This is a genomic window from Clostridium chromiireducens, from assembly GCF_003575225.1.
GTDB lineage: Bacteria > Bacillota > Clostridia > Clostridiales > Clostridiaceae > Clostridium > Clostridium chromiireducens.
This window is the reverse complement of sequence record NZ_QXDJ01000017.1, coordinates 1-604: the sequence shown is the minus strand read 5'-3', so window position 1 is coordinate 604 and position 604 is coordinate 1. Positions and strand designations below refer to the sequence as shown.

Here is a 604-nt window from a genome sequence, read left to right as displayed (position 1 = left end):
GATCTCTGACTATGTGCGTCTACCCGAAGCTTATCGCAGCTTATCGCGTCCTTCATCGGCTCCTGATGCCAAGGCATTCACCATGCGCCCTTTGTAGCTTGACCTTTGGTTCGCTCGCTTATTAGCACCAATAACTTCGTCAGCTGCGTGTTTTACTCACTCACGTACGTGAAGTACGCTCGCTTCCTAAAACTCTTGCTTCCTCGTTCTTGTCACTACTAAGCTTCGCTTTTGGTAAATTAATATATTTTATTCAAATATTTTTAATTTACTTAATCATTTCACAAAGAATATTATTCTTGGCTTTGTTGTATTTTATATACATTAAATCTATGTGCAATTTTCAAAGAACATACATTCCCCTAATTTTAGAGAAAATTTTTTTGAAAGACTTAGTCTTTCAAAATTGAACAGAACAAATACTTAAGTAACCTTTGAGCAAGTATTTTATATTTAATACATACAGTGATGTATTTATACTAGTTAAACATCATGTTAACTAGATTTCTCCATAGAAAGGAGGTGATCCAGCCGCAGGTTCTCCTACGGCTACCTTGTTACGACTTCACCCCAATCGCTGACCCTACCTTAGGTCGCTGCCTCC

The 604-nt window shown here is 37.7% G+C and carries 2 rRNA genes; both read right to left on the bottom strand.

Features of this window, described 5'->3' with window-relative positions:
* Positions 1–104: ribosomal RNA gene (locus D2A34_RS26450) — 23S ribosomal RNA — on the bottom strand; the annotation flags it as partial.
* A gap of 411 nt (positions 105–515) precedes the next feature.
* Positions 516–604: ribosomal RNA gene (locus D2A34_RS26445) — 16S ribosomal RNA — on the bottom strand; the annotation flags it as partial.